Origin of the sequence: Tardiphaga sp., from assembly GCF_028290785.1 — a bacterium.
Classification (GTDB): domain Bacteria; phylum Pseudomonadota; class Alphaproteobacteria; order Rhizobiales; family Xanthobacteraceae; genus Tardiphaga.
In genome coordinates, this window is sequence record NZ_JAQGJD010000296.1 from 20,822 (window position 1) to 28,846 (window position 8,025).

Annotated in this window: 6 protein-coding genes; 4 read left to right on the forward strand and 2 right to left on the reverse strand. The window is 65.3% G+C overall.

The window, feature by feature from the left end; translation table 11 throughout:
• The first annotated feature begins 72 nt into the window (after nt 1–72).
• Nucleotides 73–2,658 carry a diguanylate cyclase gene (locus JWR89_RS18095; protein WP_299718614.1) on the forward strand — a complete coding sequence of 862 codons (2,586 nt, stop codon included), beginning with the start codon at nt 73–75 and terminating at the stop codon, nt 2,656–2,658.
• 190 nt (nt 2,659–2,848) lie between these two features.
• Here JWR89_RS18095 and JWR89_RS18100 read toward each other — a convergent pair whose 3' ends face one another.
• Nucleotides 2,849–3,709, reverse strand: a complete 861-nt coding sequence (locus JWR89_RS18100; RefSeq protein ID WP_299718616.1) for a hypothetical protein — start codon at nt 3,707–3,709, stop codon at nt 2,849–2,851.
• 212 nt (nt 3,710–3,921) lie between these two features.
• Here JWR89_RS18100 and JWR89_RS18105 point away from each other — a divergent pair, with 212 nt between their 5' ends.
• From JWR89_RS18105 to JWR89_RS18115, 3 genes are all read left to right on the forward strand, one after another.
• Nucleotides 3,922–4,623: a DUF899 family protein gene (locus tag JWR89_RS18105; protein WP_299718618.1), complete on the forward strand. Its 702-nt coding sequence runs from the start codon at nt 3,922–3,924 to the stop codon at nt 4,621–4,623.
• Nucleotides 4,624–4,929: 306 nt separating this feature from the next.
• On the forward strand, nt 4,930–6,045 hold the full coding sequence (locus tag JWR89_RS18110; RefSeq protein ID WP_299718620.1) for a DUF2778 domain-containing protein: 1,116 nt from the start codon (nt 4,930–4,932) through the stop codon (nt 6,043–6,045).
• A gap of 180 nt (nt 6,046–6,225) precedes the next feature.
• Entirely contained in the window at nt 6,226–6,609 is a 384-nt protein-coding gene (locus JWR89_RS18115) for a nuclear transport factor 2 family protein (protein WP_299718622.1), read from the forward strand.
• Nucleotides 6,610–6,698: 89 nt separating this feature from the next.
• Here JWR89_RS18115 and groL read toward each other — a convergent pair.
• Nucleotides 6,699–8,025: chaperonin GroEL (groL, locus tag JWR89_RS18120; RefSeq protein ID WP_299718624.1), on the reverse strand; the 1,327-nt coding region annotated here is incomplete at its 5' end.

Genomic DNA, 8,025 nt, shown 5'->3' on the forward strand with positions numbered 1-8,025 from the left:
GCAACATACGGACGGTATCAGATGGCGGTCTTTGATCGGTCTTGCGGGCCGGCCGTGAGGTAGGAATTCGAAATGACGTTGCGGAACGCGCTGCCTGGGACCGGGCGGACCACGCTGATCGCGGTTGCTATTCTGGGCGCCGGAATGGCTGCCACCTTCGCGGTGCGGTCGCTGTCGGAAAACATCATCGCCGCCGATGTGCAGCGCCGATTCACTGCGGACGCCGTCGATATCACCAACGCGATCGGCGAGCGGTTGCGGGCGCATGCGGAAGTGCTGGTCAGCATGCAGGGGCTGTATGCCTCGATCGGCCGCGTCGATCGCGCCCAGTTCCGCCGCTACATCGACGTGCTCGACCTCGGCCGCCGCTATCCCGGTTTCCAGGCGCTGCAGTCGCTGCGCCGCGTGACGCCGGACGGGCTCGACGGCTTCGTCGCCGAGGTGCGCGGCGACACCAGCATCGAACGATCGGGCCAGCCGGATTTTTCGGTGCGTCCGCCGGGCCAGCGCTCCGTTTACAACGTCGTCGAATTCGTCGAGCCGATGCGCGGCAACGAGAGCTCGCTTGGCTTCGACGCCGGCGCCAATCCGGCGCAGCTCGATTCGCTGCGCCGTTCCGCCGAGACCGGTCGCATCGTCGCGACGCCGCCGGTCAAGCTGGTGCAGGACACCTCCGGCGGTCTCGGCTTCATCCTGCGCGCGCCGATCTATCGCAGCGGCGAGCCGGCGCAGACGGTGTCGCAGCGCAACGCGGCGCTGCACGGCTTCGTCGCCTCGGTGTATCGCACCAACGACCTGATGCGCGGCGTGCTCGATCCGCGCACGCTGCAGCAAATGCATGTCCAGGTGGTCGATCGCGGCTACGCCAAGGCGCTGCCGGAAGGCGTCTTGATCGGCGAGCCGGAAGATCCGGCGGCCACCGCGACCCTGATGTATGACAGCCTCGAGGCCAATCTCGGCCTGGTGACGCAGGCCGTGGTGGCGACCGACATGTCGGCCGAGCGTTCGCTAGTGGTCGGCGAACGGGTCTGGCGCGTGCTGTTCAATGCCAATCCTGGCTCGGTCTACCAGATCGACCGCATGGTGCCCAACGTGGTGCTGGCCTCGGGCACCGCGATCAGCCTGCTGATGACGCTGCTCGCGGTGATCACGATGCGGTCGCGGCGGCTGTCCGGCAATCTCAGCACGCTGGATGCCGAGCAGCGCGCGCTGGTGGATAATCCGCTCGCCGGCATCCTGTTCACCGCCGGCCGTCGCATCCTGCGCGGCAACCGCCGCATCGCCGAACTTTGCGGCCGCAGCGCCGCCGATCTTCCCGGCCACCCGATCGACGATCTGCTCGCGACCGAGGCCGACCGCGATGCGTTTTCGGCAGCACTGACGCGGATTCACGACAGCGCCATGGCCACCGAGGTCGAGCTGCATCTGCGATGCAACGACGGCTCCGCGCTGGTGGTCGATGCCTATGGCAAGCCCTTGAACCGCGGCCGCAAGGGGCCGGGTGAAATCCTCTGGGTGATCCAGGACAAGACCGACGTGCTGGCGGTGGAGCAGGAGCGCCGCGATCATGCCAGCGCCATGCAGGAGGCCAATGCGCGGCTGACCGGTTCGCTGCAGGCGGCGGAACTGCGCGCCAAGGAAATCGTGCTGCTCACCGAACTCAGCGGCGTGCTGCAGTCCTGCCATTCGCTCGGTGAAATCTTTGCAGCAGTGCAGACCTATGCCGGCTACCTGTTCACCGGGGAGGCCGGCGCGCTGTACTATCTCAACGAGGCCCGCACCGTGGTCGAGCGCGGTGCGCAATGGGGCGCGCTGCACGCCGACATAACCTCGTTCGCGGTCGATGACTGCTGGGCGCTGCGCCGCGGCACCACCTTCCCGATCTCCGAAGCCAGCCAGGGGATGGTCTGTCATCACGCCGGCGCCTGCGGTGAGGCAGGCGCGGCCTATGTCTGCCAGCCGTTGATCGCGCAGAACAACCTGCTTGGCCTGCTGTACCGCGAGCACGCCACAGGCTTCGGCGACGGCGCCGACCAGCTCGCCACCATGCTAGCGGAGCAGGTGTCGCTGGCGATGGCCAATCTCGAACTGCGCGAGCAGTTGCGTAGCCAGGCGGTACGGGATCCGCTGACCGATCTTTACAACCGCCGCTACCTCGAAGACGCGGTCGGGCGCGAGATCGCGCGCAGCCGTCGCGACGGCAAGTCGCTGGCACTGGCGATGCTCGACATCGATCACTTCAAGCGCATCAATGACAGCCACGGCCACGAGGCCGGCGACGCCGTGCTGCGCAGCCTGGGCAAGATTTTACGCGATACCATCCGCATCACCGATATCATCGGCCGGTTCGGCGGCGAGGAATTCTTGCTGCTGATGCCGGGCATCAGCATCGAGATGGCCGAGCAGCGCGTGCACGATCTGCTCGAGGGCGTGCAGAAGATGCAGGTGGTGCTGCCCGGCATCACGTTGGACGGCATCACGCTGTCGATCGGGCTGGCGGTGATGCCGCTGCATGTGCAGCACGGCGACGACCTGCTGGCCGCCGCCGACGCGGCGCTCTACGCCGCGAAACGCGCCGGCCGCAACCGCGTCGTGGTCAGCGATCGCCTGGCCACCGTGGCGGCCCCCGGCCTAACGCCGGCGGACACGGCGGCGTAAGTAGCACAACCACGTCGCTCTTTCTTCCTTCTCCCCTTGTGGGAGAAGGTGGTGCGGACGAAGTCCGCGACGGATGAGGGGTTACTGGGCTCGGAGCTTGTGGTTACCCCTCACCCGTCTTCGCTTCGCGAAGCCACCTTCTCCCACAAGGGGAGAGGGAAGGAAGAGCCGCCTGCGTATCACCCCGCCACTACGGTCGCGGCGTGCTCGCGATGCTGGCTTCGATGAATTCGCGAAACGCCTGTTCCGGAAAACGGCCGGGCGCGAAAGCGTTCAGCGCAGCGTTCCAGAGGTTGTCGTGCAGCAGCAGGTCGGTGGCGTTCGGCCAGAAGTTGGCGTCGATCCGCTCGCGCCCCAGCCCGATGGCGTTGCCGATCGCGCGGCGCGGGATGTTGTCCTGGGCGAATTCGGCGATCTTGCGGCCCTGGTCGAACAGCTCCACGATGGCGCGGTAGCCCTTGTCGGTTTCGAAGAACGCCAGATTGATATGAACGTCGCGGGATTCTTCGGTCGGGTCTTTCAACGCGGCATAGTCGACGACCGTGCCGCGCCGGCCGATCACCTGGTACAACCGGTCGATCATGAGGTCGCTGTAGAAGGTGTCCTTGCGATCGACGAAGTACAGACAGCCGCAGCCTTCGTCGCCGGCGACCTGGACCTGCGGACCCGCCGGACGCGCCATGATCGCCGCCCATGGTTGCTTCTTCACGGAGATCGAACGATACGACGCCGCATCCCGCCACAGCACGCGCTGGCGAATTTCCGTGTAGACGTTGGGTTTGTAGGACAGCGTTTCGCCGATGCCTTGCAGCGAGGTGTTCAAGCCCAGCGGGATGCTCAGCACGGCGGCAATCAGCAGCCGCGGCATTGTGCCGATCGGCAGCAGCCATGCGGCGGCGCCGGCAACGCCGATCACCGCGACCGTCGGCAGCGCCCAGCCGATCAGCCAGTACAACAACCCGCCGATCGTGCCCGACCACGGGTGCAGTGAGCTGTAAAACAGTGCCGCGCAGCCGAAGCCGAGCGCCAGCAATTTTCCCGCGACGGGCATGATCAGCTTTCGAAATCGGTGAGGGGCGCCCGGCGGCTACGATGCGGATAGGTCGCCGGCGCGCGACCTTTGGTTCAGCGCGGCGTGTCGCCGCGCCGGCACTGGACGAATGCAAGAATAGTTCGATAATTCGAGGCTAGGATGTCGGCCGGGCAGGGCCAGGAACGTCTTGCAGACGGGGTGCGTTGAAATCGCTCGAAGCGAGGTGAGCCATGACTCAATCCAGCCTGAAGCCCGTTAAAGAACTCGTCCGCGCCAGCAGCTATCGCTATCCCAACGAAAGCGCGGAATATCGCCGCGCCCGCGATGCGCTGCTGATCGAGGAGATCGAACTGCGCCGCCACATCGAGCGCGTCGCCGAACAGCGCCGCGCGCTGCCCGACGGCGGCGAGGTGACGAAGAACTACGCGTTCATCGGCGAGAACGGCCCGGCGACGTTCGCGGAACTGTTCTGCGACAAGCCAACGCTGGTGGTCTACTCCTACATGTTCGGGCCGCAGCGCGCGCAGCCGTGCCCGATGTGCACGTCGCTGCTGTCGGCGTGGGACGGTGAGGTGCCCGATATCACCCAGCGCGTCGCGCTGGCCATCGTGGCGCGGTCGCCGATCGAGCGACTGGTCGCCTTCAAGCGACAGCGCGGCTGGCATCATCTGCCGCTATGGTCGGACAGCTCGGGCGACTTCAGCCGCGACTATCACGGGCTGACGCCGGACGGCGGCGACGACGCCGCGTTCAACGTGTTCACCCGGCGCCACGGCACCATCCGGCATTTCTGGAGCGGCGAGATGAACGGCGCCACCGCCGACCCCGGCCAGGACCCGCGCGGCGCGCCCGACCTGATGCCGATCTGGACGATTCTCGATGTCACGCCGGAGGGGCGGGGCACCGACTGGTATCCGAAGCTGAATTACTGACGCCAGCCTCGCATCAGCACCTCATGGTACCGCTGTTCACGGCAGCGCTTCTGCCATGGGACTTCAGCGATGGCGCAATCCCGAACGAGTTCCTTGCGGACACGGGATTGCTTTGCTTCGTCCGCATTGATGCCCCGTTTCGCATTTATCCGGAGCGTGGGTTCCATCTGTCTCTCAACTGCCATCCTTAATCTGCATTTAACTAAAATTGGCCCTAATGGCGCTTCGCGGCCCTGCGCAAGCTCCACGGGATCCTGTGGCTCTCAGCAAGAGGCGCTAAGTGAAATTGATCTGGACGCAAGGCGAATGAATACCCGTACCGGCTCGTCCAGGAATGCTCCGGCCACCGGCCGACGTAACTCCCGCAAGGCCTCACAGAATTTCATCGGCACCGCCGCGGTGGCGCTGGTCGCGCTGGGTTGTGGCTGGACGCTGTACGCCAACCTGTTCGCGGCGGATGTCGCCGCCGTCACCAGCAGCGTGCGGATCAAGTCGCTGGCCGCCGATCTCGGCGACGCGCAGTCCTCTTTCGCCGAACGCTTCGACCAGTTCTCTTTCGCCGACCGCTTTGCACCGGCCGTCGCCGCGTCGCGCGCAGCCGCAGTGACCGCACCCGCCACGCCAGCCGAGCGCCAGGTCGCCTGGTTCGATCCGTCCTATTCACTCGGCGCGCCGCCGGAACGCTTTGCACCGCGCACGCCGCCCGCCCAGCAGGTCGCCGCCATTCCGACGCCGCAGGAAGTCGTGTCGCCGGCGCCGACGGTGAAGCAACTGGTGGCGAGCATTCCGGTTCCCGTGCAGCGGCCGTCCGAACTGCGCGTCGCGCCGAAGGAGACCTCCGGCGTTTCCACCCATGAACTGATGGTGCAGCGCGCCCGCGCCACCGTGATCGCGGCCGGCAACGCTCGCAACCCGTCGATGTTCGAAAAGCTGTTCGGCGGATCGACGCCCGCCGCCGGCACCCAGCTCGCCTTCGCCGGCGCGGATGGCGGTATCACCAGCGACGGCCAGGACGCCATCGCCAAGGCGCCGGCCTACGATCGCCAGACCGCGATCTACGATATTTCTGCCAGGAAGGTGTACATGCCCGACGGCACCCGGCTGGAGGCGCATTCCGGCCTCGGCAGCCGGCTCGACGATCCCGGTGGCGTGCGCGAGAAAATGCGCGGCGCCACCCCGCCGCATGTCTATGATCTGAAGCCGCGCGAAGCCTTGTTCCACGGCGTGCCGGCGCTGCGCCTGACCCCGGTCGGCGGCGAAGGCGCGATCTATGGCCGCACCGGCCTCTTGGCGCACACCTACATGCTCGGCCCCAACGGCGACAGCAACGGCTGCGTCTCGTTCAAGGACTACAACAAGTTCCTGCAGGCCTATCGCAACGGCGACGTCAAGCGCCTGGTGGTGGTCGCGAAACTGGATTGATCGGCTCGCGCCGGTCCGACGGAAAAGGCGGCGCTTGGAGCGCCGCCTTTTTGTTAGTGCAGGCCCGCGTTAAGATCAGTTTTCAGCCCGTGAAAGTGATGCGCTGAGACCGACTCCGGATTGCGCTTCGTTCCATGCGGGTTACCAATAAACAGCAGGAAGCGTTGGTAGGAGATTGCGATGGATGACCAAACCGCGCGCGCCGCATTGCAGCGCCATTGGGAAGCGTCGGATGCGAGCGACTTCGAGGTCGAGCATGAAATCTATCACGACGATGCCGTGCTCGATTATCCGCAATCGGGCGAACGCATTCGCGGCCGGCACAACATTCAGGAAAGCCGGACTGTCCAGCCGAACAAGAAGCGCTTTACCGTGCGGCGAATGATCGGCAGCGGTGATCTCTGGGTTACCGAATTCGTGCTGACCTATGACGGCGTCCCGTCTTACACGGTGAGCATCATGGAATTCCGCGATGGGTTGGTAGCGCACGAAACGCAGTACTTTGCAGACCGGTTCGAGCCGTCGCCCTCGCGTGCGCATCTGGTGGAGCGAGCGGGCGGGTGAAGGCGGAGCGATAAGGGCTACAGACAAACAAAAACCCCGGCATCGCTGCCGGGGTTTTCTTAGTTGTACGAAGCTTGAGTAGCTTGGACTTAGAAGTCCATGCCGCCCATGCCGCCGCCCGGGGGCATGCCGCCGCCGGCGCCGCCCTTCTTGGGCAGTTCGGCGACCATCGCTTCCGTGGTGATCAGAAGGCCAGCCACGGACGCGGCGTTCTGGATCGCGGCACGGACCACCTTGGTCGGATCGATGATGCCCTTCTTGAGCATGTCGCCGTAGGTGCCGGTCTGCGAGTCGAAGCCGAAGCCGTAGGTCGGGTTCTCGAGCACCTTGCCGACGATGACCGAACCGTCTTCGCCTGCGTTGATGGCGATCTGGCGCGCCGGAGCGGACAGGGCCTTGCGGACGATTTCGACGCCGGTCTTCTGGTCGTCGTTGGCGGTCTTGATCTTCTTCAGCTGTTCCGAAGCGCGGAGCAGAGCGACGCCGCCGCCGGGGACGATGCCTTCCTCAACCGCAGCGCGGGTCGCATGCATCGCGTCGTCGACGCGGTCCTTGCGCTCCTTGACTTCGATCTCGGTCGCGCCGCCGACGCGGATGACGGCAACGCCGCCAGCCAGCTTGGCGAGACGCTCCTGCAGCTTCTCACGATCGTAGTCCGAAGTGGTCTCTTCGATCTGCGCCTTGATCTGCGACACGCGGGCTTCGATGTCCGCCTTCTTGCCGGCACCGTTGACGATGGTGGTGTTCTCCTTGTCGATCATCACCTTCTTGGCGCGACCGAGCATGGCGAGCGTGACGTTCTCCAGCTTGATGCCGAGATCTTCCGAGATCGCCTGGCCGCCGGTCAGGATCGCGATGTCCTGCAGCATGGCCTTGCGGCGATCGCCGAAGCCCGGAGCCTTCACAGCGGCAACCTTGAGACCACCACGGAGACGGTTCACGACCAGCGTGGCCAGAGCCTCGCCTTCGACGTCTTCCGCAACGATCACCAGCGGCTTGCCGGTCTGCACGACGGCTTCGAGCAGCGGCAGCATCTCGTTGAGGTTGGAGAGCTTCTTCTCGTTGATCAGGATGTAGGCGTCATCGAACTCGACGCGCATCTTGTCGGCGTTGGTGACGAAGTAGGGGGAGATGTAGCCGCGGTCGAACTGCATGCCTTCGACCACTTCGAGTTCGGTCTCGAGCGACTTGGCTTCTTCAAGCGTGATGACGCCTTCGTTGCCGACCTTCTGCATCGCCTGGGCGATCATCTTGCCGATCTGGGAATCGCCATTGGCGGAGATGGTGCCAACCTGCGCCACTTCAGCCGACGAGCCGACGGGCTTCGCGCGCTTCTCGATATCCTTGACGACGGCGGCGACGGCGATGTCGATGCCGCGCTTGAGGTCCATCGGATTCATGCCGGCGGCGACGGAC

What these genes read in the sequence shown, in the direction of transcription:
- JWR89_RS18100 (WP_299718616.1), bottom strand. Translation starts at nt 3,709, where the DNA reads ATGCCCGTCGCGGGAAAATTGCTGGCGCTCGGCTTCGGCTGCGCGGCA.
- JWR89_RS18115 (WP_299718622.1), top strand. Translation starts at nt 6,226, where the DNA reads ATGGATGACCAAACCGCGCGCGCCGCATTGCAGCGCCATTGGGAAGCG.
- JWR89_RS18105 (WP_299718618.1), top strand. Translation starts at nt 3,922, where the DNA reads ATGACTCAATCCAGCCTGAAGCCCGTTAAAGAACTCGTCCGCGCCAGC.
- JWR89_RS18095 (WP_299718614.1), top strand. Translation starts at nt 73, where the DNA reads ATGACGTTGCGGAACGCGCTGCCTGGGACCGGGCGGACCACGCTGATC.
- JWR89_RS18110 (WP_299718620.1), top strand. Translation starts at nt 4,930, where the DNA reads ATGAATACCCGTACCGGCTCGTCCAGGAATGCTCCGGCCACCGGCCGA.